Source organism: Bacteroides sp. ZJ-18 (assembly GCF_011038705.2).
GTDB classification, from domain to species: Bacteria; Bacteroidota; Bacteroidia; order Bacteroidales; family Bacteroidaceae; genus Bacteroides; species Bacteroides hominis.
On record NZ_CP072198.1, the window covers coordinates 1346412 to 1371984 of the forward strand.

The 25573-nt window shown below is 42.6% G+C and carries 27 protein-coding genes and 2 tRNA genes; 13 read left to right on the top strand and 16 right to left on the bottom strand.

Annotation, left to right across the window (positions count from 1 at the left end):
• Window positions 1–11: 11 nt before the first annotated feature.
• The 5 genes from G7Y45_RS05385 (at window position 12) to G7Y45_RS05405 (ending at window position 4242) form a co-directional block, all read left to right on the top strand.
• Window positions 12–1160, top strand: a complete 1149-nt coding sequence (locus G7Y45_RS05385) for a 1-acyl-sn-glycerol-3-phosphate acyltransferase (RefSeq protein ID WP_005778973.1) — start codon at window positions 12–14, stop codon at window positions 1158–1160.
• Window positions 1157–1837: a NigD-like protein gene (locus G7Y45_RS05390; protein WP_165016411.1), complete on the top strand. Its 681-nt coding sequence runs from the start codon at window positions 1157–1159 to the stop codon at window positions 1835–1837. The genes G7Y45_RS05385 and G7Y45_RS05390 overlap by 4 nt, the downstream gene beginning before the upstream one ends.
• A gap of 238 nt (window positions 1838–2075) precedes the next feature.
• The gene (locus tag G7Y45_RS05395; RefSeq protein ID WP_005810792.1) at window positions 2076–2399 is read left to right on the top strand and encodes a hypothetical protein; all 324 of its coding nucleotides are present in this window, start codon (window positions 2076–2078) and stop codon (window positions 2397–2399) included.
• Window positions 2400–2551: 152 nt separating this feature from the next.
• Window positions 2552–3691 (top strand): 6-bladed beta-propeller, encoded by a 1140-nt coding sequence (locus tag G7Y45_RS05400; RefSeq protein WP_005810790.1) that lies wholly within the window; start codon window positions 2552–2554, stop codon window positions 3689–3691.
• Window positions 3688–4242 (top strand): hypothetical protein, encoded by a 555-nt coding sequence (locus G7Y45_RS05405; protein ID WP_022011445.1) that lies wholly within the window; start codon window positions 3688–3690, stop codon window positions 4240–4242. The genes G7Y45_RS05400 and G7Y45_RS05405 overlap by 4 nt, the downstream gene beginning before the upstream one ends.
• Window positions 4243–4368: 126 nt before the next feature.
• On the opposite strand, the gene G7Y45_RS20125 is transcribed toward G7Y45_RS05405, so the two are convergent.
• Window positions 4369–4584, bottom strand: coding sequence for a transposase (locus G7Y45_RS20125; protein WP_080594398.1), 216 nt, complete (start codon window positions 4582–4584; stop codon window positions 4369–4371).
• Between the two features lie 500 nt (window positions 4585–5084).
• Here G7Y45_RS20125 and G7Y45_RS05415 point away from each other — a divergent pair, with 500 nt between their 5' ends.
• Complete coding sequence (locus G7Y45_RS05415; protein WP_032531766.1) at window positions 5085–5480, top strand: rhodanese-like domain-containing protein; 396 nt, start codon at window positions 5085–5087, stop codon at window positions 5478–5480.
• A gap of 59 nt (window positions 5481–5539) precedes the next feature.
• Here the strand turns inward: G7Y45_RS05415 and G7Y45_RS05420 are convergent, their stop codons facing one another.
• The 13 genes from G7Y45_RS05420 to ribD form a co-directional block, all read right to left on the bottom strand.
• Window positions 5540–6493: an acetylornithine carbamoyltransferase gene (locus tag G7Y45_RS05420; RefSeq protein ID WP_032540311.1), complete on the bottom strand. Its 954-nt coding sequence runs from the start codon at window positions 6491–6493 to the stop codon at window positions 5540–5542.
• Window positions 6494–6545: 52 nt separating this feature from the next.
• A complete protein-coding gene (locus G7Y45_RS05425; protein ID WP_165016408.1) occupies window positions 6546–7274 on the bottom strand; it encodes a murein L,D-transpeptidase catalytic domain family protein in 729 nt (242 codons plus the stop codon).
• 39 nt (window positions 7275–7313) lie between these two features.
• On the bottom strand, window positions 7314–8336 hold the full coding sequence (locus tag G7Y45_RS05430; RefSeq protein ID WP_022011448.1) for a L,D-transpeptidase: 1023 nt from the start codon (window positions 8334–8336) through the stop codon (window positions 7314–7316).
• A 490-nt stretch (window positions 8337–8826) separates the two neighbouring features.
• Window positions 8827–10074, bottom strand: coding sequence for a glutamate-5-semialdehyde dehydrogenase (locus tag G7Y45_RS05435; RefSeq protein WP_165016405.1), 1248 nt, complete (start codon window positions 10072–10074; stop codon window positions 8827–8829).
• Window positions 10075–10085: 11 nt separating this feature from the next.
• Window positions 10086–11168 carry a glutamate 5-kinase gene (gene proB / locus G7Y45_RS05440; protein WP_005778957.1) on the bottom strand — a complete coding sequence of 361 codons (1083 nt, stop codon included), beginning with the start codon at window positions 11166–11168 and terminating at the stop codon, window positions 10086–10088.
• A gap of 189 nt (window positions 11169–11357) precedes the next feature.
• Entirely contained in the window at window positions 11358–11594 is a 237-nt protein-coding gene (locus G7Y45_RS05445) for a DUF2007-related protein (protein WP_005778954.1), read from the bottom strand.
• Between the two features lie 76 nt (window positions 11595–11670).
• Window positions 11671–12513, bottom strand: coding sequence for a glutamate racemase (murI, locus tag G7Y45_RS05450; RefSeq protein WP_005778951.1), 843 nt, complete (start codon window positions 12511–12513; stop codon window positions 11671–11673).
• A gap of 104 nt (window positions 12514–12617) precedes the next feature.
• Complete coding sequence (locus G7Y45_RS05455) at window positions 12618–13127, bottom strand: OmpH family outer membrane protein (protein WP_005778949.1); 510 nt, start codon at window positions 13125–13127, stop codon at window positions 12618–12620.
• A 57-nt stretch (window positions 13128–13184) separates the two neighbouring features.
• Complete coding sequence (locus G7Y45_RS05460; protein WP_005778948.1) at window positions 13185–13700, bottom strand: OmpH family outer membrane protein; 516 nt, start codon at window positions 13698–13700, stop codon at window positions 13185–13187.
• Window positions 13701–13724: 24 nt separating this feature from the next.
• Window positions 13725–16361, bottom strand: coding sequence for an outer membrane protein assembly factor BamA (bamA, locus tag G7Y45_RS05465; protein ID WP_032531764.1), 2637 nt, complete (start codon window positions 16359–16361; stop codon window positions 13725–13727).
• Window positions 16362–16384: 23 nt separating this feature from the next.
• The gene (locus G7Y45_RS05470) at window positions 16385–17119 is read right to left on the bottom strand and encodes an isoprenyl transferase (RefSeq protein WP_005778944.1); all 735 of its coding nucleotides are present in this window, start codon (window positions 17117–17119) and stop codon (window positions 16385–16387) included.
• A gap of 8 nt (window positions 17120–17127) precedes the next feature.
• Entirely contained in the window at window positions 17128–18483 is a 1356-nt protein-coding gene (locus G7Y45_RS05475) for a DUF6242 domain-containing protein (RefSeq protein WP_165016403.1), read from the bottom strand.
• Window positions 18484–18621: 138 nt separating this feature from the next.
• On the bottom strand, window positions 18622–19662 hold the full coding sequence (gene ribD / locus G7Y45_RS05480) for a bifunctional diaminohydroxyphosphoribosylaminopyrimidine deaminase/5-amino-6-(5-phosphoribosylamino)uracil reductase RibD (RefSeq protein WP_032535394.1): 1041 nt from the start codon (window positions 19660–19662) through the stop codon (window positions 18622–18624).
• Window positions 19663–19715: 53 nt separating this feature from the next.
• On the opposite strand from ribD, the gene prmC reads away from it, so the two are divergent.
• From prmC to G7Y45_RS05515, 7 genes are all read left to right on the top strand, one after another.
• Complete coding sequence (prmC, locus tag G7Y45_RS05485; protein ID WP_022011450.1) at window positions 19716–20552, top strand: peptide chain release factor N(5)-glutamine methyltransferase; 837 nt, start codon at window positions 19716–19718, stop codon at window positions 20550–20552.
• On the top strand, window positions 20549–21013 hold the full coding sequence (locus tag G7Y45_RS05490; protein ID WP_005778936.1) for a regulatory protein RecX: 465 nt from the start codon (window positions 20549–20551) through the stop codon (window positions 21011–21013). The genes prmC and G7Y45_RS05490 overlap by 4 nt, the downstream gene beginning before the upstream one ends.
• Before the next feature lie 95 nt (window positions 21014–21108).
• Entirely contained in the window at window positions 21109–21747 is a 639-nt protein-coding gene (gene pyrE / locus G7Y45_RS05495) for an orotate phosphoribosyltransferase (RefSeq protein WP_005810767.1), read from the top strand.
• Window positions 21748–21847: 100 nt separating this feature from the next.
• The gene (locus G7Y45_RS05500) at window positions 21848–22258 is read left to right on the top strand and encodes an SRPBCC family protein (protein ID WP_005778931.1); all 411 of its coding nucleotides are present in this window, start codon (window positions 21848–21850) and stop codon (window positions 22256–22258) included.
• 5 nt (window positions 22259–22263) lie between these two features.
• Window positions 22264–23607, top strand: coding sequence for an argininosuccinate lyase (gene argH / locus G7Y45_RS05505; protein ID WP_005822983.1), 1344 nt, complete (start codon window positions 22264–22266; stop codon window positions 23605–23607).
• A 144-nt stretch (window positions 23608–23751) separates the two neighbouring features.
• Window positions 23752–23824: transfer RNA gene (locus G7Y45_RS05510), tRNA-Gly, on the top strand.
• 14 nt (window positions 23825–23838) lie between these two features.
• Window positions 23839–23922: transfer RNA gene (locus G7Y45_RS05515), tRNA-Leu, on the top strand.
• Window positions 23923–24005: 83 nt separating this feature from the next.
• Here the strand turns inward: G7Y45_RS05515 and G7Y45_RS05520 are convergent.
• Both G7Y45_RS05520 and G7Y45_RS05525 read right to left on the bottom strand, forming a co-directional pair.
• Window positions 24006–25151: a glycerate kinase gene (locus G7Y45_RS05520; protein WP_032542904.1), complete on the bottom strand. Its 1146-nt coding sequence runs from the start codon at window positions 25149–25151 to the stop codon at window positions 24006–24008.
• Window positions 25152–25277: 126 nt separating this feature from the next.
• Complete coding sequence (locus G7Y45_RS05525; RefSeq protein ID WP_005778894.1) at window positions 25278–25478, bottom strand: DUF2007-related protein; 201 nt, start codon at window positions 25476–25478, stop codon at window positions 25278–25280.
• Between the last annotated feature and the right edge of the window lie 95 nt (window positions 25479–25573).

Here is a 25573-nt window from a genome sequence, read left to right on the forward strand (position 1 = left end):
GAATGAAAGCTATGAATACAACCGAGTTTGATGAAATCCGTCCTTACAACGACGAAGAGCTCCCCGGAGTTTTCGAAGAACTGATTGCCGATCCGGCTTTTCAGAAAGTGGTTGCCGGGGTGATACCGGATGTTCCCTTTGAGATGTTGGCACAAAAGATGCGTGCCTGCAAAACGAAACTGGAATTTCAGAAGACCTTCTGTTACGGTCTGCTGTGGAAACTGGCGGGGGAGTGTACTGATGGTATCTCATTAGATCATACGGCTATTCCGGACAAGAGTAAGGCATACACATACATTTCGAATCACCGGGATATAATCCTCGATTCCGGCTTCTTGTCGGTACTGTTAGTCGACCAGGGGATGGATACGGTGGAAATTGCCATTGGTGATAACCTGCTGATTTATCCGTGGATCAAAAAGTTTGTCCGGGTCAATAAATCATTTATCGTACAGCGCGCACTGACTATGCGGCAAATGCTTGAATCATCGGCACGTATGTCCCGTTATATGCACTATACGATTGGTCAAAAGAACCAGTCCATCTGGATTGCACAGCGTGAAGGACGTGCCAAGGACTCCAATGACCGCACTCAGGACAGTGTGCTCAAGATGCTTGCGATGGGTGGAGAGGGTGATGTAGTGGATCGTCTGATGGAGATGAATATTGCTCCTCTTGCTATTTCTTACGAATATGATCCTTGCGATTACCTGAAAGCACAGGAGTTCCAGTTGAAACGTGATATAGAGGGGTATAAGAAGACCATGGAAGACGATCTGAAAAATATGCAGACCGGTCTGTTTGGTTATAAAGGTAAGGTACACTTCCAGACCGGGGCCTGCCTCAATGATTTGCTTTCGACAGTGGATCGTTCTTTGCCTAAGCCTGAGTTGTTTACACGCATCTCTACATGGATCGACGAACGCATTCATGGCAATTATCGACTCTACCCGGGCAATTATGTGGCTCATGACTTGCTGACCGGCAAAAATGATTTTGAGTCCCATTATACATTGGCCGACAAACAACGTTTCGAAGCCTATATGGAGAAACAGCTTGGAAAGATTGAGATACCCGATAAGGATATTCCATTCTTGCGTGAAAAGTTGTTGCTGATGTATGCTAATCCGCTTGTGAATTACTTAGCTGCACGTCAATGAGAATATGGGTGCTGCATATCGCCCGACTTGTATTGCTCTCTGCTTTCCTGATCTCCTGTAATGAAGAAGAGGGAGCCTCTTACCCTCCTGTGAAACTGGAGTTTCTGACCGCTGAGGCGGGAGCAGACGGTACTTTGCAAACATTGGTAACGGATAAGGGAGAGCGTCTGGTGGTGGCAGAAGACCGCACCCGGACGGAATTATTCCCGAATGGAAGTAGCCGCGTGGTGAGTAATTATGAAGTAATCTCGTCCGCCAGTGGGCAGAAGGAGGTGCGGATTTATGCATTGGCCAATACTGTATCTCCTGCCCCGGTACCCGCTGCGGAGTTCGGAAATGGTTTGAAACTGGACCCGGTTGATGTGCTGAGTATCTGGATGGGGCGTGATTTTCTGAATATGACCCTCTCCATCAAAGCACAAAGTGAGAAACACAGGTTCCATTTCATTGAAGAGTCCGTTGTGAGGGATGCCGTAACAGGGCGGTTAACTGTCCGTTTGATGCTCTATCATGATAATGGAGGAGATATGGAAGCCTATACCAAGCGGGCTTATGTCTCGGTACCGTTGGGCCGGTATGCGGCAAGTGCTGCCGAACCGGCAATGATTTATTTCAGCTTGCATACGTATGACGGGAAGGTGAAGACCTATCAGTTTGAGTACGTACCCAGTCACTAATCATTAATTACTAAAAAGTTGTGTTTTGAATTTATTATTTAATTCTGTAGAGATGTGTATGATTGTATTGGGTGGAGTATATTTAAGTGATATTGGAAAGCGTTTTTGTTATTAAACGACTTTAGATATTATTCTTATTTTGTGTTCTCATTTCACCATGTCTTGAGAATTTATTAGTTTATTTATGTGTATATTGTGACCATTAAATGATATTTGATTAATCTTAAAAAAGAAGCTTATGAAAAAGAACATTTTATTGGGGAGTGTTTTGTTATTTATTATGGTTATCACATTGGGAGTCTCTATATCAAGAACTCAGAATGTGAATTCCGATTTGTTTTCTTTGGTTGGCGTGGAACAGCTATCTTATGCTGAGGTTATTGGCCCTGTTGAAGTAACTTGTAGTGGAGGTAGTTCTGGTACTTGTTTCAAAATGGGATATCAAGAGGGATTATATGGTACTTGTTACTTCTTTTGTACTTTTACTGGATATCAAAGCGACTATTGTAGTTCTTGGTATGTTAACTTGGTGAATTTTTGTACAATAATAGGGGGGATCTAAACGTATCGATATAAAATGATTTTGAGGGTTATGTATAACTTTTGAGAGCAGAAACTATGAATTTGAGTAAAAAGTGTTAATATACAATGTGCTAATGTATTATAGCTTTTTACTCAAATTGTTTTAATATTTATTTCTCTGAGGCTTAAATTATGAAAAATATACTTGTTTTTATTATTATAGCAATGGGACTTGCAGCATGTAGGCGTTCGTCTACAATCACTCCAAGAGATGTAAAGGGCATAAAGACAGTAAATATAGATAAAAATAATGTAGTTTCTATCTATGATATTTTTTCTAAGGTGGAAATAATTCCTTTAGAGATGACTGAGGAGTCTGCATTAGGCTATCCTCTAAGAAAAATTTTAGTGAATGATGGAAATTATTATGTTTTAGATTACACTCAAAATACAATCTTTAAATTTGACTCTTGTGGCAAATATTTAGATAAGATTAATAAATTAGGCTCTGCTCCAGAAGAGTATACTTTATTATATGATTTCAGTTTTAATCCTTATAACCAAAATTTGGAATTAATGTCTGCTATGGGATATATTAATATTTATGATCATTCTGGGGAATTTTTTAAGCAGCGTGTAAATTTACCCAAAACAGTACATTCTATTAACTATTTTGCAAATTTATCTCCCGACAAATATGTTTTCTTTAGTAACACAAAAGAAGGTAATAAGATTATGCTTTATGATATAAAAGAGAAAAAAATAACTTCTGAGAATTATGATGTACCAAGTTTTATTTTTACTAATACCCCTTATCATCATTCTTATAGTCCATTTTATATGCATAATGATACTGTTTGCTTTGTGCAAGCTTATAATGGCGATGTATTTACCATTTGTGAAGATGGAACTCTGAAACCTAGATTTCAATGGAATTTTATGGAATATAATTTTGATATTTCGACTCTTAAAGAGGAGTCGATCGAATTTTATGTTAATCATAGTCGTAACGTAAGTAGCCATTATGCAACATGTTTTTTAGCTTATGGTGAGAATTCTGATTATTATATAACTCGTTTTAGACTGAAGAAGAGATATTACCATTTGATATTAAATAAAAAAGAAGGGACCTGTCTCACATTTAATTCTTTGAAGGAGGGGTGTGACTGTTTCCCGTTTTTAATGGATAATAATTATCTCTACTTTTATGTAAGCCCTCGGGAACTAAATTTTGCATTGAATCCAGATGTACTTAATAGTAGAGACCGATTGAAATTTGAAACTGTAACTTTTGACGATAATCCAATAATAATTAAATATACATTTAAATGACAGAAATGAGAATAAAAGTGATTTTGTTTTCTGGCCTTTTGATGGCTTTTTCGATTTTAATAATAACAGTTATAATATTATTTATGTGCGCAAATATTACTCAGAAACCAAAAGAAGAAGATAATCCTGACTTTGGAATAGAGAGAATGTATATTGAGGATAATATTTATGAGGCCAGTATGAATAATGGTTTAGAGTTAGATTTGCCTTGGATTCATTTAGATACAGTATTTGTCTGCTATTATTCTGCTCAATCATGTGGCATTTGTGTTGAGTATGCTTTAAATAAGATAAAAGAGTCCTTTGAGCCTACTGATATGGGGCAATGTGTATGGTTTTTAACTTCTGATTTTAATCCTAAAATGAAATTTAGTGAGGAAGGGACAATAAATCTTGGTAAGAAAAAAAGTGGATTAAAAATAGAAGGCTCCATGTATGTATGTTATTTTTTGCTGATAAATGGAAAGGTCCAACATCTTTTTATACCTGAAAAAAAATTCCCTAATTATACAGATATTTATCTGAAAACAATGAAAAAACGATATTTCTAGGAACTTGTTTGAGGAATAATTTCTGAGTTGTAAAATTGTAATATAATATATTGGGCTTTAATTAAATATTGTTTCCTAACTTCTTGATTATTATGGGATAACTTGATGTAAACATAATGGGTATTGTTAAAATATGGTAATCGAATTATTGACATCTCTTTCGATGTTGACAATCAACTTTGGGGAAAGAAACAATATGCAGCAATGCTGCTCAGTAGATTTACAACAAGATTTGAAAAGCTTATGTTTGGAATGCCCTATTTGGACGATGTTCTTTAGTTCATCATTGATAGTTTCGGTGATAGATTTTTTCTTGAGCAATATTCTGTCGTGAATGCTCATAGGTGTTCTCCGGTGTGTTGCTGTTGAGTAGGGTAATCAATTGTATTCAGTTAATAAACAACTTTTTGAGGAGTTTTTGATTATATGTCCTTTGTTTTCGATAATGATCATAGGAAATCAGATGGAGAAACAGGTGAGTCAAATGTGTGTATACATATTGCTGATAATAATGTTCCAAACGTCTGTAATCTAAGGTATGAAACATAATGAGAATTGAATCACCTACGGCATTCTTGGATTTTGGTGATATTTCTGCTTTTGAGAAGTGTTTCAGAATTTATGTTATATTTTTCAACAGGGTATCAAAAAACTAACAGAAATCATTTGTTAAACAGAATATTTCAATAACTTTGTTTTCAGCAAACATAGCGATAAGAGACTTGAAAATGTTATAATTAAGCATTATAACTTTGCGGGTATTATTGTTATTTATCAAATAATCAAACGATTAAATCCTGTTGAACTCACGTCGTTATAGAATCAAACAATTACTAAATTATATGTCGAAAATGAATTCAATGCTTATGGGAATATGGTTTTTATTGTCATCTCTCTTTTCTTGCCAGCAGTCGAAAGGGGATTTCAAGACAGTGCCGGTAAAGGAGTTTGCTTCACTGATTCAGGACGAGAGCGTACAGCGGTTGGATGTCCGTACAATGGCCGAGTACTCTGAAGGCCATATCCCAGGGACTATCAATATCAATGTGCTTGATGATTCGTTTGCCGCTATGGCAGACTCTACGCTTCAGAAAGATAAGCCGGTAGCTTTGTATTGCCGTAGTGGTAAGCGCAGCAAGAAAGCGGCTGTCATCCTCAGTGAGAAAGGTTATAAAGTTTACGAACTGGATAAGGGATTTAATGCCTGGCAGGAAGCGGGAGAGAAAGTAGAGAAATAACGATCAACGATGAACAGCAATCATGTGCAACCCTGTTCATCGTTGATCGTTCATTGTTATTATAGATTTTCCAACAGTCTTTTCAATACTACTGTTGCTGATATTTCGCGGTTTGCAGCTTCTGGGATCACAATGGATTGCGGGCTCTCGATAACATCGTCCGTCACAATCATGTTCCGTCTTACCGGAAGGCAATGCATGAAGTAGGCGTTGTTGGTTACGGCCATTTGGCGTTCGCCTACGGTCCAGTTGCGGTCTGTACTCAAAATCTGTCCGTAGTTGTCACCTGTGTAGGCTGCCCAGTTCTTGGCATATATAAAGTCGGCTCCTTCGAATGCTTTCATCTGGTCATATTCTACCCGTGCGTTTCCTACAAACTCCGGGTCGAGTTCATAACCTTCAGGGTGGGTGATGACAAATTCATAGTCAGTGGCATTCATCCATTCGGCAAACGAGTTGGGGACCGCCTGTGGCAATGGACGCGGATGCGGTGCCCAGGTCATTACTACTTTCGGACGGGCAGTCTTTTTATATTCTTCGATGGTGATAAGATCGGCAAAGCTCTGCAACGGATGGCGGGTGGCCGCTTCCATGGAGAATACCGGGCGTCCGGAATGTTGTATAAACTGATTGATGATTACTTCGTTATAGTCGTACTCGCGGTTCTCGAAGCGGGCAAACGAACGTACACCGATAATGTCGCAATAACATCCCATGACCGGAATGGCTTCCAACAGATGCTCTGGTTTGTCGCCGTCCATGATGACGCCACGTTCCGTTTCCAGCTTCCAGGCTCCCTGGTTGATGTCCAGCACAATTACGTTCATACCCAGGTTAAGCGCAGCTTTCTGAGTGCTGAGGCGGGTGCGGAGGCTGGAGTTAAAGAAGATCATCAACAGGGTTTTATTACGTCCCAGTTCTACATATTTAAACCGGTCTTTCTTGATCTCGAATGATTCGGCCAGGGCTGATTTCAGGTCGCCGATGTCTTGTACGCAAGTAAATTTCTTCATAATTGTCTTTGTTAGAATGAATATACCTTTCCGCAAAGGTATGATAAAATTTTCAATTGGCAGACTGTGCCCATGAAAGATACTCCGTTTGCCGTGGGGACAGGAAAGTGCTGTTGGCCAGATAATCCTTATTATTGGCATAGATAAAGAGCACACTGCCCTTTTTAATCGTGTCGATTATCGGTTTGGCAAGTGCCTGCGGCAGGGCAGGACAACCCAGGCTTCGTCCCAGGCGGCCGGCAGAAGCGGCTATGTTAGGGTTGGCATAAGCGGCGCCGTGCATCACGATGGCACGTTGTTTGGCTTGGTCATTAATTCCTTTTTCCAGTCCGTTCAGTACCAGAGAGTAGCCGTTGCGCCCCTGATATGTATTTTCTGTCAGGTAAAAGCCAAGTGAACTTTTGTATGAACCGTTTTTATTGGAGAAAGAAGTTGCATAGTTCTCTCCGCTGTTTCTGCCATGTGATACGACAGAGGTATAAAGCAATTTCTTATTCTTCATATCGAGCACATAGAGGCGCTTCTGGGTAGATGGTTTAGAAAAGTCTATCAGCGTCATGATAGACTTGCTTTTCTGCTCGATTTTCCGGTAGCCGGTGACTGCCTGACGGAAGGCTGTATAGCTTACGATACCATCCAGGTGCATATCGTCGAACAGTTGATCCACTTCGTCCGTTTCGGGAGTGGAGGCAACGGATACAGGTTCACTGACCGGTATACGGCTGGGTGCTTCTGCCAAAGGAAGAAGAAACAACAGGAGAAATAGAAATACTTTTTGCATAGGAAACAGAGAAAAATAACGGCGCAAAGATACGGATTTCTATTCCAAAACAAAAATAATTGTCTCATTTACAGGTGCCCAGTCGAAAATAAACTTCGAATGTGAGGTGGCATTCCGTACACACATGTGCGAACGGGGGGTAGTGCCCAGTGACGGACTGTACTCGATGAGTGCTTTGCGTGGCTCGTTTACCGGGACTCCGTGAATGTATCCTCCGTCCGAGAACCGGCTTGCGTAAGGTGCAAAGCCTCCGGTAGCGGTAGAACCGTCTTTGAGGAATATCATGCGTGCCTTTTTCTCCTGCAATACGAAGATGCCTAACGGGGTTTCCTGTGCATACGGCGGGCGGTGTCGTCCGGTGGTGGCGGGGTTCATGCTGCGTACAGCCCATCGGGCCTCACCGGTTTGTTCCAGTGTTGCTATGTTCTGGTCTCTCCGGTCTATCATGATTGCTTTGGTGAAACGGGTCGTATCCGGGAGTACTTTGACGTATTTCTTGGGTACATACCACTCTTCGCCTATGTAGATGGGAGATACCTTGACGAACTTTTCTCCGTCTGCCAGAAAACGTACCAGCGAACCGTCTTCTCCATAACGTTCGGGTACCAGTGTATCGGTGAGCAGATAGAGCGGAACGGACTGGTAACGCTCTATGCCCAGGGTGTCGGCAATGCGTTTGTAAGCATTCCGTTTGTAGTGGCGCACCAATGGGGCTTCACCGTTCCGATTCTTATAGTTTTGCAGGATACCCCATCGAGAGGGCTCTTGCTGGATATTTTCGAGCAGAGCCAGACGTTCTTTGATCTTATCCCACTGGAAACTGCGGGTGGTATCTTTGTACGGGTAAGTATCTTCAAGGGTATATTTGTCGTAGAGCAGGTCTTTCACAATCTCTATCTGCTCTGCCGAGATAGCCTTGGGCTTCTCTTCGGGAGGTGTTTGTTCCAGTGAATCTGCTACAGTAACCGTTTCGGGCTGTAGCGGATTTGTTTTGTTTTCTCTGTTGCATGCGCAGAAAAGGAAGAGGAGGGAGAACAAGTATATATGGGCTGTTTGCTTCATAATGGGATGGGTTAGGGGTTCATTTACAAATATAATATTTTTTATAAGGAATAGCAAAGCGTTTTGTTTTCGTATTATTAATAATTTGCATATTTGCCCTATGTTTTGTCAAGAGCAAGTTTACACTTCTTTAACGTGAGGCCTTGCCGGATTAAACTATTTATACTTTTCGGATTTTGCGCGGAGGAGTTATGCCGGATGTAACCGCGATAATAAGGTGAAGATGCCGTCTCCGGTTCCGGAAGCAACCGTCTTCGGGCCGGAACACCGGCTCTTCCGGCACGGAATACCGGCTCTGTTGAGGGGAAACACCGGCTCTGTCTTTCGGAAATGCAGCCTTTGAAAAAAAGAAAGGGGGAGGCAGCGGCCTCTCCCTTTTATCGCATTCTAAATAGAATGTAATGTATGATTGTATTTACAAAGATAGCATAATCCGGGGGCAAAGTCAAGTTTTGAACCGATTATTTTGCGGATTTCGCCTGAATAAAGATCATCGGCGCGTTTGTCCGTCACCTTCGATGATCCATTTATAGGAAGTGATCTCTTCCAGCCCCATCGGGCCACGGGCGTGCAACTTCTGTGTACTGATGCCGATCTCTGCTCCCAACCCAAATTGTGCTCCGTCGGTAAACGCCGTAGATACATTGGTATATACACATGCTGCATCTACCATCCGGGTGAAAAGGGCGGCGCGTTCCCGACTTTCAGTGACGATGCTCTCGCTGTGGCGGGAACTGTACTCTTGAATATGTCCGAGTGCGTCTTCAAAACTACAGACTGTCTTGATCGCCATTTTATAGTCCAGGAACTCTGTCCCGAAACTTTCGGGTGTAGCCGGTTTCAATCCTTTGGCAGGATAATGTCCTTCAAGTGCCTGATAAGCCAACGGATCAGCGTAGATAATCACATTGCTTGCTTTGAGCTTCTCGCATAGCGCAGGCAGGTCGGACAATCTGCTCTTATGAATGATCATACAATCGAGTGCGTTGCAGACGCTGACACGGCGTGTTTTGGCATTGTGAATGATGGCTGCTCCCTTAGTAGTGTCTCCGTATTCGTCAAAATATGTATGGCAGATGCCTGCACCTGTTTCTATCACCGGTATGGTGGCATTCTGTCGCACGAAGTTGATCAGGCTGCTGCTACCGCGGGGAATAAGCAGATCTACATATCCGGCGGCATGCAAAAGTTCGTTGGTCGCTTCGCGGTCAGCCGGCAGCAACTCGACGGTGTGGGTGTCTGCATCAAACAGCCGGAGCACATTATGTATCACTTCTACGATGGCGCGATTCGAAAAGTCGGCATCGCTACCGCCTTTTAAAATACAGGCGTTACCACTTTTCAGGCAAAGCGAAAAGACATCGAAACTGACGTTAGGACGTGCTTCGTAGATGATACCGATAACTCCGAAGGGCACACTTACTTTTGTCAGCTTCATTCCGTTGGGCCGGATGCTTTCTTTCAGGACCCTGCCCAGCGGTGAGGGGAGTGTCGCTACGTTCCGTATGTCGGAGGAAATTCCTTTCAACCGTTCTTCGGTCAGTTTCAGCCGGTCGTATTTCGGATTGTCGGGTGACATCCGATCCAGGTCTTTCCGGTTTTCGGAAAGGATATACGGCGTTTGTGCCAAAGCAGCATCCGCTACGGCGTTCAATATCCGGTTTATTTGTTCGTCGGGCAATAATGCTAAACGACGGCTGGCTGCTTGTACGGCAGCAAATGTATCATTCAGGTTCATACGCAATTCGTTTATTCGATGTAAAGGTAGTCATAATGGACCACTGCTTTTTTTCCATGCTTTCCGATGGCGTCCCGTGCTTGTGTCGAGTCACAGTTGGCTTTGCCCACACCTATGGGAACGCCCCGGTTATCGATGATCCGCACGATGTCATCTTTCTCAAACTCCCCTTCGATGCGGGTGATTCCGATGGGAAGGATGCTGACTGCCTTGTCCGAGTTCAAAACTTCGGAGGCTTGTTCATTGATGTGTATCTCTCCTTTGGCGAAGCCTTCGCTGTGGGCTATCCATTTCTTGATACTCGACACCGGCTGTGGGGCGGGGATGAAACGGGTGCAAATGGTTTCTTCCGGATGTTCCGTCAGGTTGATGAGTATATTGTCACGTTTGCCGTTGGCAATGATTACGGTAATACCTTCGTCTGCCACTTTGCGGGCAATGTTGGTTTTAGTCAGCATACCGCCCCTCCCAAAACTCGATTTGCTGGTCTGGATATAGTTTGTCAGGTCTTTCCCTTGCCCTATTTCCCGTATCACGGATGAAGCCGGATCGGCAGGAGAACCGTTGTATATGCCGTCAATATTGCTTAGGATGATAAGAGCCTGCGCATCCATCATTGAGGCGATGAGTCCCGATAATTCGTCGTTGTCCGTGAACATCAGTTCGGTGACGGAGATGGTATCGTTTTCGTTGACAATGGGGATGACTCCGTTCTCGAGCATTACCGTCATGCAATTTTTCTGGTTGAGGTAATGCCGGCGGGTACCGAAATTCTCTTTGGTGGTGAGTACCTGGCCTACGGCGATGCCGTGATCACGGAACAATTCGTAATATCGGTTGATGAGTTTGGCTTGTCCTACAGCAGAAAATAACTGGCGTTGGTCAACGCTGTCGAGTTTCCTGAGGGTGCGTATTTCACTTCGTCCTGAGGCGACAGCCCCCGAAGAGATAAGAATGATTTCCATTCCGGCTTTATGCAGGGCAGCTATCTGGTCGGTTAGGGCAGACATCCGGGTGACGTCCAGCGTTCCGTCTTGCCGGGTAAGTACGTTACTTCCCACCTTTACAGCTATTCGTGTAAACTCCTTTTTCATTATGCTAACGATTTGAAAGCACAAATATATGGATTTTTGTCGAAATGTAACCTAAGGGGTACATTAAATGAAAGGTCTTATCATCCGGGTGCCTAAAGAGAGGGATTAGGTGCCGGTAGTACATACCTCTCCCACGTGGGTATGCCTAACGGACATGTCTGCGTGGGAGGAGAAAAAATGTTTGGTGATTTATTCGTTCGCCTTTTCCCGGTTTCTCACTATTTCCATAGCCTGCTCGTAGTCGTCTTCATTGACGAGGACGGCTATTTCCTGTCCGATGTAGTAAGGTGCCAGAGCCGCAAGGCCGCCTCCGTCCTTCAGAATGGATTCTATTCCATTGCTTTCAAGTAATCCTTTGGTAAACTCTGCTTCCCAAGGCGAACCGGTGAAGACTTCTACTAAGCGGGTGTCTTTATCTTCTTTCATAATGGTAGGGATATTATGTGGTTATCTCCTACAAATATAACAAAAAGAACCTGGATAATGTTGTTTTACATATAGATTATTCCAAAGATATCCGTTGTACCGTAATGTCTTGGTTGAGGAATGTTGAGGCCGATTCAATAAATTTATCTTCGGCTTCTGTGGTACAAAAGCTGCAACTGCCTCCCCGAGTGCATTTCCGGTCCATTTCGGGGTGCCTGTAGAGGTAATCTTTCAGGCTGGCGGCTACATATTCTCCCTGTGCAACCACTTTCATACTTTGGGGCACGAACTGTTGTATCTTGGGCAGCAGCAGCGGGTAGTGGGTACATCCCAAAATGATAGTGTCTATCTGTCCGTCTTTGGCAAGCAGGTTGTGGATGTATTTACGGATGAAAAAGTCGGTTCCCTCACCATTGGCTTCGTTGTTTTCGACCAGAGGTACCCACATTGGGCAAGCTTCTCCACTTACTTTTATGTCCGGAAAGAGTTTATGTATTTCGAGCGGATACGATTCCGATTTGATGGTGCCGGCTGTGGCCAGTACTCCGACATGGCGGGTTTGGGTTATGCTGCCGATGCACTCTACCGTTGGACGAATGACTCCCAGGACTCTTCGGCTGGGATCGATATCCGGAAGGTTGTTCATTTGTATGGTTCTTAATGCCTTGGCCGAAGCTGTATTGCAGGCAAGTATCACTAAGTGGCAACCCATCTCAAACAGTTTGTTAACCGCCTGCAGGGTAAATTCATATACGATTTCAAAAGAACGGGTACCGTAAGGGGTACGGGCGTTGTCGCCCAGGTAGATATAGTCATAATCCGGAAGAGCCTCCCGGATTTTACTCAGGATGGTCAGTCCGCCATATCCGGAGTCGAATACTCCGATAGGACCGGGTTTCTGGGAAAGGGATTGTTTCATAACGGAGATGGGTTAAAATGTTACGAGCTACAAGTGACAAGTCGTAGCGTATTTTCCGCATAGTACTTGTAGCTTGTAGCTCGTAACTTTATAGCTTCCGACTCTTATTTAATGCCCAATTGGGTCTTTACTTTCGGAGTCAGGTTGATGCTCTGATTTTCGTTAATGTAAGGTATCGGAGTACGTGCCATGTCGAAAATGTAGATAACACCTTCTGCTGCGCCTACTGCTTTGATAGCATCGTCCAGCTTCTTGTATACCGGAGCCATCAGGTCGTTATTAGCTTTCTCCATATCCTGTTGCGCCTTAGCCTGGAATTGTTCTTGTCTCTGCATCATGTCTTCCAGCTCTTTTTGTCTTCTTTCTGCAATCACAGTAGGAAGAGAGTCTTTCTGCTGCATGAACTCCTGATATTTTTTGTTGAATTCTTCTTGAGTTCTCTGAAGGTCCTGTCCGAGTTGTTTGTTCAATGCCTGCAATTCAGATTGTGCTTTGGTGTATTCCGGCATAGCCGAAACAATTTCCATTGCATTGATGTGACCGAATTTAAGATTTTGTGCGAATACGCCCATCGGGAGTACCAGCATCATTAAAAGTGCAATTTTTTTAAGCATAGTTCTATTATTTATTTGAATGATTACTTTTTAGTTATCGGCTGCAAATGTATGAAATTAATTTGAATATCCTAATTTCGCCAGCACTTCATTGCTCACATCAATGCGCGGAGTGGCAAAAATAATGCTCGAAGCTGAGGCTCTGTCCACTACTACAGCGTAGCCGTTTTCTTCGGCTACTACTTTTACGGCATTGTATATTTCATCCTGAATGGGCTTCATCAGTTCTTCTCTCTTCTTAAAAAGCTCGCCTTCGGGACCAAAGTACTTCCGTTTCAATTCTGAGGCAGCCTTTTCTTTTTCTACGATGGCATCTTCTTTTTGAGTTTTCTGCGCAGCCGTCAGCTTTGCAGATGCAGCTTGATATTCTTTAAACATGGTTTGTGCTTCCTTTGCCAATACTTCGACTTCACCCTGCCATTGTTTGGTGGCTTGGTTCAATTGTTCGTTGGCACGTTCGTAAGCCGGAATGTTCTTCAGGATATACTCCATATCGATCAGAGCAAACTTTTGTGCTTGAGCTGTCATACCTACGGCAAACAGCAAGATGATAAATAGAACAGACTTTTTCATAACGCTTAGTTTTTAATGAAACAATTAGAATTCCTGACCCAATACGAAGTGGAATCTGCTTCCGCCTGCGCTCTTGTCGCCAAGTACTTTGTCGAAACCGTATGCCCAGTCGATACCCATCATACCGATCATCGGGAGGAAGATGCGGACACCTACACCGGCCGAACGTTTCAGGTCGAACGGATTGAAGTTCTTCACATCATGCCATGCATTACCGGCTTCCAGGAATGTTAACGCATAAATATTGGTACTTGTTTCCAGCATCAGCGGATATCTTAATTCAAATCCGATACGAGTGTAGGCATATCCTTCCTGTCCACGGTACGGAGTTAACGAACTGTTTTCGTAACCGCGAAGGGCGACACTCTCGGTTGCATAGCTTGAATATCCGGTCATACCGTCACCACCGACGTCAAATGTACCGAACGGAGATTTCTTATATTTGTTGTAGTGGCCCAATATACCGAATTCCACACGTGTCATCAGCACCGGAGTCTTTTTCACGGTTGTCGGGTTCAGCAACGGAATATATGTTTTTGCTTTGAACTTCCACTTATGGTATTCTACCCATTTGTGCATTTTGTTCATATCGTTCTGGTTGTACTCGTTATATTTACTGTAGTCTACTCCGTCGAACAGTGAGTAAGGCGGTGTGAACTGTACAGACAGAGAGAAGTCTGAACCACTACGCGGATAAATCGGGTTATCATAAGAAGCACGTGCCAATGTCAAGCCGATGCTTAAGTCGTTACATTTACCGTTAGTTACCGGGAAGTACTGCCAGTCTTTCAAGATATATCTTTGATAAGAAAGCTCGGCTGAAAGCTGGAAGTAGTCATCCGGCCAGTTCAAGCGTTTTCCCCAACCTGCTGACAGACCCCACATTTTGATTGACTTGTCAGGGTCATAATAGTTTTCGTAGTTGTTATAGTTACCATAATTGTACATACCGTAACCGCCTAAGCCGCTGTAATAACTGTTGTAGTAATTGTTATAGTAGCTTGAGTTATAGTAACGGCTACTGATATCAGTCTGAACTGAGAAGAATGCCGACAGGGAGAATGAATTCGGACGTTTACCTCCGAACCAGGGATCAAAGAACGAAATGCTATACTGCTGATAGTATTGTGCATTGGTCTGTCCACTGATGGTCAGTGTCTGTCCGTCGCCCTGAGGCAGGATACCACGATAGTTTTCTCCCGGGTGCAATAGGTTTGCCAAAGAGAAGTTCGTAAATTTCAAACTTAATTTACCGATAACACCCGTCTGTCCCCAACCGGCAGAGAACTCTACCTGGTCATTTGCTTTGGATACCAGATCATAGGCAATATCTACCGTTCCGTTCACTTGGTCCGGCTGAATATCCGGTTTGATGTTTTCCGGGTCAAAGTGTCCCATTTGTTGGATCTCACGCATAGAACGCATCAGGTCCTCACGGCTGAACAACTCGCCCGGGCGGGTACGGAGTTCACGGCGAACAACGTTTTCGTACAAACGGTCATTACCATTGATCTTGATCTTATTGATGCTGGCTTGCCGGCCTTCGTAGATTCTCATCTCCAGGTCGATAGAGTCGTTGTCGATATTCACTTCTACCGGATCTAACGTGTAGAACAGATAACCATTGTTGTAATAGAGGTTACCGATAGCGTCTTCATCGGTTGACAAACGTTCATTCAGCAATTTCTGGTTGTATACATCTCCTTTCTTCATGCGGAGCATAAAGTTCAGTTGTTCTGAGGGATAAAGAGTGTTACCCACCCATGTTACGTTGCGAAGGTAGTATTTATCGCCTTCCTCCAATTCAATGTATACATCTACCGTTTTATCGTCAAATTTGGATACGCTGTCTTTCACGATACGTGCATCGCGATAACCCAGTTCGTTGTACTTATCAATAATCAGTTGCTTGTCCTCTTCATACTTCTCATTAACAAACTTCTTGGTGCGGAACAAGTTCAGCAGTTTTCCCTTTTCGTTTGTTTTCTTCATCACACGTTTCAGCTTCGATGTTTTGATAGCATGGTTACCGGCAAAAGTAATGGCATGGACTTTTACCTTTTCTTTCTTATCGATATCTATGTCGACCAATACTTGATTTTCATTTGCAGGATCATCTCTTTGAGTGATGGTTATTTCTGCATTCTTAAATCCTTTATCGTCGAAGTAGCGTTTACTTAAAACCTTTGCACGGTCCACCAGATTAGGAGTGATCTGACTGCCTTTTATCATACCCAGTTTGGTCTGTAGGTCTTCACGCTCCGACTTTTTCACACCGTGATAGCGTATGTCTGAAATGCGCGGACGTTGAGTCAGACTGATCTTCAGCCAGATTTTATTGCCTTCTACCTTTTCGGCTGTGATTGACACGTTGGAGAACAGACCGTGACGCCAGTAGCGTTTGATTGCCCCCGTGATCTCATCACCCGGTACGGTAATAGTTTGTCCTACAGAAAGTCCGGACAGTCCGATAAGAACATAATCTTCGTAGTTCTTGACACCTTCGACCTTGATGTCGGCTATTTCATATTTTTTCGGTGTCCCGGAATACATGATAACGGGTTTTGATTCGTCAGTGTTAGCATCTTGTGCTACGCCCGGCAATGCAAAGCAAAACAGGCTGATAAACGTTACGAATATGAAGGAAATACGATAATGCATTTATGTTATAATTAAGTTTTGAGTTAACTGATTTGTTCGCTGGTCTTTCCGAATCTGCGTTCGCGTCTCTGGTAGTCACAGATAGCCTTGTGCAATTCTTCTTCCTTAAAGTCTGGCCAGAAGGTTTCACAAAAATAAAGCTCCGAATAAGCACATTGCCAAAGTAGATAGTTGCTTAAACGAATCTCTCCGCCTGTACGGATTAAGAGGTCCGGATCGGGCATGAAATTGGTTGTCAGATGCGTCTGGATGCTTTCCGAAGTAATTTCTTCAGGAGTCATTTCTCCTTTCTGGACCAATGTGGCAATCTGCCGTGCGGCCTCGGTTATTTCCCATCTGGCAGAATAACTGAGGGCAAGTACCAGACACATTCCTGTGTTTTTGGAAGTACGTTCGACACAGGCATTCAAGCGCTTCCGTACATTTTCGGGTAGTTTGTTGATGTCTCCGATGATACGGAAACTTATATTGTTTTTCATAAATGTTTCCTCTTCGATAGAGTCGAATAGGAGACTCATCAATGCAGCGACTTCGTCCGATGGCCGGTTCCAGTTTTCGGTTGAAAAGGTATATAAGGTAAGGAATTTGACTCCTAACCTGGCTGCCTCTTCAGTGATGATATGCACAGTTTCGGCTCCGGCCTGATGTCCAAAACTACGTTCGCGTCCGCGTTGTTTGGCCCATCGTCCGTTACCGTCCATGATAATGGCTACATGCTTAGGTATCCGGTTTAAATCTATTTGTTCTTTATAGGACATTTCTTTAATTATTTGTTCTGTCTGGCAAAACCAAATTTATTAAGTCGTCCACGCCATACTTCGTTGGCATCGCCGTTACTCCATATTACCCAGATAAAGTTATCTTTGTCCACTACAGTAGAGTAGTTGTTCCCTCTGTCTTTGAATTCAGTCGGTAAGAAGATTTTCTTATCGGCTTTATACCAGGCAAGTCCTGCTTCCGATGTGTAGATCGTTTCGAACTTTCCTCCGAATGCCCAGAAAGCGTTGCCATAATAGAAGAAAGACGGTTTGTCGAGCTTCGGACAATAGGCAGTGGTCGATGACGTTTTTAAAGGAATCCAAAGTAAACCGTCCTGTGAACTCCAGGCCACCGAAGTTGTATCGCTTGCATTGCGATTATTGCCCATTACGGCTATCGTCTGTATTCCTGTAGCATTGAGATAAGAAGTTGCTGACAAATTATCCAGCGGGAAGTCAGATCCGACTTCTTCTGGACTGATATTCCATGTGGTTGCTTCAGAATTGCTTATCGCAAATGTAGATTGACTACCATTATTAATAATACCGGCAATTCCGGAGATATCCAGCAGATTGCCCTCATTCTTGGGGAAGGGAGCGATCAGCATCTCTACTTTACCGTTTTTATTCAAATCGGTTGCAAGACTCCATGATGCCCCATCTGAAGAAACATATACTTTCTCACCGTTTGTGGCATACAATTTTTCACCAAAGGCAATGAGGGAAGAGAGTTTTATGTTTTCCGGAAGACCGGTAACAGATACCTGTGTCCAACTTCTTCCTTTGTTGATTACGTCTCCTGATGATTTGTAGGCAGTAGTGTTTGATGTATACACAAGAATGTCTTCACCCAGAATTACGGACTTCTGATACCCACTGTAGTTAGCAAAGTTATCTGTCATTTTAGTCCAGTTCATGGAATCCGGATCCTGTCGGTGTACGCGCACTGAAATGGTGTACTCTTTGGTATATTGCATATCCGCGGCCCATACCTTTATTCTCATGGGCTTTTCCATAGTGCCCCTGAAGTCAATAGAGTCAGAGTAATTAAACAAGGTGTCTTGACCCTCTGCGTTTTTAGCCGTGATTATTCCGGACGCTGTGGTCAATGTCTTTATAAGAATACGGTCAATAATTGTATCGGAGCCCACAGGCAGTGAATCCTGGTTATAAATAAGTCCAACTCCGTCAGGTCCAAATTGATCTATTGTAAATTTATAGTTTACCCCATGTACGGTATCAAGTGCAAATGCATGTATGGTAGCATCCGGGCTGTATTCAATTTCTTCAGTGTCAAGGCACGAAGTAACGGCAAACGATACAAGGAAGAAACTTACAATTACTGATAAAAACTTTATTCTCATTTGAAAGATTGTGTTTATTTACAAGTTGCAAAAATAGGAACATTTTTCTCTATATTGAACATTGAAGGGAAGTTTTATATAAAATTATAGATAATCTGCTCGATTTTGTCGATATAAAACTCCCTGAATGCTGCGAATTTAGGTATTTCTCTTTAAGTAATGCCTGAAGGTTGTAGCGAAATGTTTTTCTTCTGAATAACTAATTTTATCGCTTATTTCAGGTGCTTTAACACCGGAATAAAGCCGTTTGTCGCTTCTTTCTATAATAATTTCATCCCATATTCCGGAGCAGATAAATGATTCCAGCAATATCTTGCCTCCTTCGACCATCAAGGATTGTAGATTACGCTGATAGAGGGTTGCCAGTATTTGTGGCAGAATATCTGTTTGATAGTCCAAGGGGATATATTCCAGATTCTTTTTACCGGGGCGGTGGCATTCCGTAAAAATGAGTGTAGGCACACTGCCATCCAAAAGGTGTGAAGTCTGAGGAAGCGAATGATTACGGTCCAGAGCTATGCGTGCCGGGTTATGCCCGTACCAGTGACGTACAGTTAATGCCGGATCGTCTAATAATGCTGTTCGGGTACCTACCATGATAGCATCCGATTCTGCTCTTTTTTTATGTACCAACATGGAAGTGAGGGGAGTGGATAATAGCACAGGATGTCCTTCTGTACGCTCTAAGTCGATGAAGCCATCAGCCGATTCTGCCCATTTTAAAACAATATAAGGGCGATGAAGGGTGTGGAAGGTGATGAATTTCCGTATAAGTTCGCGGCACTCCTTTTCCAGGACTCCCACTATGACCTCACGTCCGGCATTCCGTAATTTTTGGATGCCTTTACCCGCAACTTTGGAAAATGGGTCCTGGCAACCGATTACGATTTTGGGAATTTGCTTTTCTATGATTAGGTCAGCACAGGGAGGTGTCTTTCCATGATGGGAACAAGGCTCAAGGCTTACGTATATAGTACTGCGTTTCAGTAAAGAGGAGTCTTTAACAGAACGGATAGCGTTGACTTCGGCATGGGCTTCTCCACAACGGACATGATAACCTTCGCCGATGATTTGTTCATCACATACGATGACGGCCCCCACCATTGGGTTGGGAGATACGTTGCAAAGACCGTTTCTTGCCAATTGGATGCAACGTCTCATGTATTTTTCTTCTTCCATCTTTTAGGCTTATAGCTATATTATTTGTATTTTTGCACCCCAAAATAATGAGAATGAACTGCGTCACCACTTATATCCGCCAGTCTTTACACCATATTTATCCACCGGGAGAACTCAGGAGCCTCACAAAAATGATTTGTTGTGATCTGCTGGGGCAGGATGCTATTGACTATTATTTGGGCAAAGATATAATTTTATCTGCAAACGAACAGCGTGATTTAGAAAGCATTGTTGAACGGTTGAAGAAAAACGAGCCAATTCAGTATATTCAGGGAAGGGCAAATTTCTACGGATCCATGTTCCGGGTAGCTCCGGGAGTCCTGATCCCTCGTCCCGAAACTGAAGAACTGGTGGATTTAATAGTAAAAGAGTCTGCTACAGGTGTCCGTCTGCTTGATATAGGAACCGGAAGTGGGTGTATTGCTATAAGTTTGTCTAAGCATATTCCTGGAGCGGAGGTTACGGCGTGGGATGTGTCGGAAAATGCACTTGCCATTGCCAGGCAAAACAATCAGGAACTGAAAACTAAAGTGAATTTTGAGAAAGTGGATGTCTTTTCTACGGAGTTTTCTGGAGACAGACGATATGATATTATTGTAAGTAACCCTCCTTATGTGACAGAGAGCGAAAAAAATGAAATGGAACCTAACGTCTTGGATTGGGAGCCCGGTCTGGCTCTGTTTGTTCCGGATAATGATCCTTTATTATTTTACCGGCGTATTGCCTCTTTGGGGAGAGAGATGCTAAGTCTGCATGGTAAACTCTATTTTGAGATAAATCGGGCGTATGGTGAAGAAGTTTTGCAAATGCTTGGCGGAAAGGGATATAGAGACCTTCGTTTGATAAAAGACATATCGGGTAATGATCGAATTGTAACTGCTAAACGATGAATATAATAACAGAAGAAGATGCGTTAAACCGCATGGCTGGCTATTGCTCTGCAGCCGAGCATTGTAAAGCTGAAGTGAGTGAAAAACTACAGAAGTGGGGCTTGCCTTATGAAGCGGTCAATCGGATTATTGATCGGCTTGTGGTTGAGAAGTTTATAGATGAAGAACGTTACTGTAGGGCATTTGTCAATGATAAGTTTCGTTTTGCCAAATGGGGTAAAATGAAGATTGCTCAAGCACTTTACATGAAAAAGATATCTCGTGAAGTGTCTTATAAATACCTGAATGACATTGATCAGGAAGAGTATCTTGCTATTTTGGGAGATTTGATGGCTGCTAAACGTAAAAGTATACACGCTAAAGATGAATTCGAGTTGAATGGGAAGTTGATCCGTTTTGCTATGAGCAGAGGATTTGAAATGGATGATATCCGCCGTTGTGTGCAAGTGGAAGAAGAGTAAGTGACAAATAACAAAAAAATAATACGGCTTCTTCTTTTTAGTCTCGTTCCATTTCCGTATTTTTGCATCCTGTAATTATCATAGTTAGTTTAGTTATGAAAAATTTAGAGAGATTATTCGCCGAGAAGTTGTTGAAGATTAAAGCTATTAAGCTTCAACCGGCAAATCCGTTTACATGGGCTTCCGGATGGAAATCACCGTTTTACTGCGACAACCGTAAAACCCTTTCTTATCCTTCTCTTCGTAGTTTTGTTAAGTTCGAAATTACACGTCTGATTCTGGAACGTTTCGGACAGGTAGATGCCATTGCCGGAGTTGCAACAGGTGCTATTCCTCAAGGTGCTTTGGTAGCTGATGCATTGAATCTTCCGTTCGTGTATGTCCGTTCTACCCCTAAAGACCATGGCTTGGAGAATCTTATCGAAGGCGAACTTCGTCCGGGTATGAAAGTCGTTGTAGTAGAAGATTTAATCTCTACCGGTGGAAGTAGTTTGAAAGCCGTAGAGGCTATCCGTCGGGATGGTTGTGAAGTAATTGGTATGGTAGCTGCCTATACTTACGGATTCCCGGTTGCCGAACAGGCTTTTAAAGATGCTAAAGTACCTTTGGTAACGTTGACTAATTATGAAGCAGTGTTGGATGTTGCATTGCGTACCGGTTACATTGAAGAAGAAGATATTGCAACGTTAAACGAATGGCGCAAGGATCCAGCTCATTGGGAAACCGGAAAATAAGACTGATTTTTTTGATGATTAAAATATAGAAAGAAGGGCCATTCGGACAGAGTTTGTTCGGATTGTTCTTCTTTTTTCTTTATAAGTAAGATAGAATAAGATGACTAAATTTGAGAGTAGTGTCAAGGTAATACCTTATAGCCAGGAACGTGTGTACGATAAACTTGCGGACCTTAGTAACCTGGAATCCATAAAGGACCGTTTACCACAAGACAAAGTGAAAGATATGAGTTTTGATACGGATACACTTAGTTTCAATGTAGATCCGGTGGGACAGCTAACCCTTAAGATTATTGAACGTGAGCCCTGTAAGTGTATTAAATTTGAGACGATTAATTCTCCTCTGCCTTTTAATATGTGGATTCAGATTGTATCTTCAGCCGATGAAGAATGTAAACTTAAAATAACCATTGGGTTGGATATTAATCCATTTATGAAAGCAATGGTACAGAAGCCTTTACAGGAAGGACTGGAGAAGATGGCTGATATGTTATCCATGATACAATATTAAAGAATATGGCACAGAAACTTTGGGAGAAATCTGTTGAGGTAAACAAGGATATAGAACGCTTTACCGTTGGTCGTGACCGTGAGATGGATCTTTATCTTGCTAAACATGATGTACTTGGTTCAATGGCACATATCACTATGCTTGAGAGCATAGGTTTATTGACAAAAGATGAATTATCTTTATTGTTAGCCGAATTGAAAGATATTTATGTTTCTGCCGAGAAAGGTGAGTTTGTAATAGAAGAAGGAGTTGAGGACGTTCACTCTCAGGTGGAGTTGATGTTGACTCGTCGGTTGGGAGATGTGGGTAAGAAAATTCATAGTGGTCGTTCACGTAATGACCAGGTATTACTTGACTTAAAGCTTTTTACCCGCACACAGATAAAAGAAGTGGCAGAGGCGGTGGAGCAACTCTTTCATGTTTTAATTCGTCAGAGTGAACAATATAAAGATGTATTAATGCCCGGGTATACTCATTTGCAGATTGCGATGCCCTCGTCATTTGGCCTTTGGTTCGGGGCATATGCCGAAAGTTTGGTGGACGATATGCTCTTTTTGCAAGCTGCATTTAGGATGTGTAACCGTAATCCTTTGGGATCGGCTGCGGGATATGGTTCTTCATTTCCTTTGAATCGTACGATGACTACCCAGTTGCTTGGTTTTGACTCTTTGAACTATAATGTAGTTTATGCTCAAATGGGACGTGGCAAGATGGAGCGTAACGTCGCTTTTGCACTGGCAACAATTGCAGGAACCATTTCAAAATTGGCTTTCGATGCCTGTATGTTCAATAGCCAGAATTTTGGTTTTGTGAAACTGCCGGATGAATGTACTACCGGTTCCAGTATCATGCCGCATAAGAAGAATCCGGATGTGTTTGAATTAACACGAGCTAAATGTAATAAGTTGCAATCTCTCCCACAGCAAATTATGATGATTGCCAATAACCTGCCTTCTGGATATTTTCGTGATCTGCAAATTATCAAGGAGGTTTTCTTGCCGGCTTTTCAAGAACTGAAAGATTGCTTGCAGATGACTACATACATCATGAATGAAATTAAGGTGAATGAACATATTCTTGATGATGATAAATATCTTTTTATCTTTAGTGTAGAAGAAGTGAATCGCCTTGCACGTGAAGGTATGCCTTTTCGGGATGCTTATAAAAAAGTAGGCTTGGATATTGAAGCTGGTAACTTCTCGCATAATAAGAAGGTGCATCATACTCATGAAGGGAGTATTGGTAATCTTTGTAATGATGAGATATCCGCTTTGATGCAAAATGTAGTGGAAGGCTTTAATTTCTACAGCATGGAACAGGCTGAAAAGACCTTGTTAGGGCGTGTTTGATAGATTATTGCTATGTGAAGATAACTTCTATCTTTACATAGCTTTTATGATAAAAATAGTTTTCCGTTTCTTTGAGAATTTTTTCTTTGGAAAAAGTTTGGCAGAAAGCAGGAAACTACTTATCTTTGCACCCGTTGAAAAAACGCGGAAATAGCTCAGTTGGTAGAGCATAACCTTGCCAAGGTTAGGGTCGCGAGTTCGAGTCTCGTTTTCCGCTCTCTTTGAAAGGATGCTCGAATGGTGGAATGGTAGACACGAAGGACTTAAAATCCTTTGGCCATTGCGGCTGTGCGGGTTCAAGTCCCGCTTCGAGTACTATAGTTGCATCCTAAAAAGCTCCATAAGTAATGAACTTATGGAGCTTTTACTTTATTCATGGAGATGTTATCTATATGCCGTTAGTTATGCAATAAGGATAACATTCGCATGCATTGATGGACAGTTCTCTCTATGTTGCTGCAGGTCCTTGATTTTTCCATAGCTTGCTCTTGAGAGACCGGACCTTCTACAATAGGATATACAGCCAGAAAACCTGCATTATTCAGCAATTCGGTTTCATCTACACATCCGGCAATACCAATTACAGGAATATTTTTTCGTTGGGCTGCTTTGAGAACTCCCATAGGAGCTTTTCCCATTATAGTTTGGGCATCCATTTTCCCTTCGCCTGTAATCACAAGATCGGCTCCTTGTAGTTTCTCATTAAAATGGAGAGCATCCAATACAGTGTCAATTCCCCGGGATAACCGAGCGTTGAAGAAGGCCATAAAACCGCCACCCATGCCTCCGGCTGCTCCTGCTCCAGGGATAGCATCAATATCCTTATATAGGGTTTGGGCAATCAACTGTGCGAAATGCTTCAGTCCTGTGTCTAATATGCGTATTTGTTTTGCATCGGCTCCTTTTTGGGGAGCAAAAATAAATGCGGCCCCTTGTGGTCCGGAAAATGGGTTGTTTACATCGCATGCGATGGTGAATGTACACTTTGCCAGTTTATCTTCCGGGAAATCGTTGCTATCAATCATCTCTATCTTTTGAAGTATTTCTCCTCCATACCCTAATAAATTTCCGGCTATATCCCGGAACTTCATGCCTAATGCCTGCAACATTCCCGTGCCTGCATCATTGGTGGCACTACCTCCGATTCCTATCAGAAATTTCCTGCAACCGCGTTCCAAGGCATCCTGTATTAATTCGCCTGTACCATAAGTGGTTGTTTTCATCGGATTTCTCAGATGGGGTTCAATCAATGTCAGTCCACTCGCGGCTGCCATTTCGATGACAGCAGTTTCTCCATCTCCCAAAACGCCATACCGGGCTTCTATTAACCGCATTAATGGATCGTGCACGTGACACGAATGTATCCGCCCATTTGTTGCACTGACCAGTGCTTCAATTGTTCCTTCTCCGCCGTCCGCTATAGGGAGTTTTATGATTTCACATTTCGGAAATACTTTTCGAATACCTTTTTCACATGATACAGCTACCTCTGCGGATGACAGGGAACCCTTAAACGAGTCGGATGCAATGATTATCTTTTTCATGCTTGGAGAAAATTGTTTTTATTTAGAAGATGTGATAATAATCATAAGAAGCGTTGAAAATAAAAAGCCGGAATGTAACACGAATCATTCCGGCTTTTGTCCCTAATCAAACCTAATCTAACAAACCTATGAAGCTATTCTGTTGCTGATAACCCGCATTGCTGCAGTGTAATATTCACAGGGGACAGAAAGCAGTATGCAATCTATTCCTTTGTCCTTCATCACCACTTCGATAGATGCAGCCTTTAGAAGGGTTCTCACACTTGCCACTTCCCATGGGCTACCAGCGAATACTTCAACCTGAGAAATCTTTCTACTTACTACCATTTGCTTTTTAGTTATTAAATGAATATGTTGCAAATATAGCAGGTTGTTTTCTTTCAGAAGAGCAATTTTAGTTCATATTATAGCACTTATGTTGC